This is a genomic window from Pseudomonas sp. K5002 (assembly GCF_013386655.1).
Lineage (GTDB): Bacteria > Pseudomonadota > Gammaproteobacteria > Pseudomonadales > Pseudomonadaceae > Aquipseudomonas.
The window spans coordinates 1-635 of sequence record NZ_JACARK010001417.1 but is presented as its reverse complement, the minus strand read 5'-3'; the positions used below and the strand labels follow the sequence as shown (position 1 = coordinate 635).

Here is a 635-nt window from a genome sequence, read left to right as displayed (position 1 = left end):
GAGCGGGCTTGCCCGCGATGCTCTCAAGCGCGCTGCGAATGGTACAGGCTCACCTTGCGAAACTCCCACGGCTCGGCCAGGTCGGGCAGTGTCAGGGCGTCGAGGATACCCAGGCGCTGATACTCCGGGTGCTGGAAGTCCCGAACCCGGGAATCGGCGACCAGCGCTTCGCGGCCGCGTGTCAGGAATTGATCCAGCAGCGGCAGGTTCGCCCGGTCGTACAGCACATCGGCGACCAGGATCAGGTCAAACCGGTCGGCTTCGGTGAAGAAGTCTTCTGAATAGCCCAGTGTTACGCCGTTGAGTTCGGCATTCGCCCGGCAGGCAGCCAGGGCCAGCGGATCCAGGTCGCACGCCACCACTTCCAGCGCTCCGGCCTTTACCGCGGCAATCCCGGCAACACCCGAACCTGCGCCGAAATCCAGCACCCGCTTACCCTCGACCCACTCGGGGTTGGCCGCCAGGTATCGCGCCAGCGCCAGGCCACTGGCCCAGCAAAAGCTCCAGTACGGCGGCTCATGCAGGATGCGCCGGGTTTCTTCGGGGCTGAAGGCGCGGTCCATGTTGTCGGCGTCCAGTAACCACAGCGACAACTCGGTGCCCGGCAGCGGGCAGGGCAGCAGTTGGGCGTCGCC

1 protein-coding gene is annotated in these 635 nt (G+C 66.1%); it reads right to left on the bottom strand.

Translation table 11 applies throughout. The features are described from left to right. Positions 1-23: 23 nt before the first annotated feature. Positions 24-635, bottom strand: a 612-nt coding sequence (locus HX846_RS36835; RefSeq protein WP_178967417.1) for a methyltransferase, incomplete at its 5' end; no start/stop codon positions are given.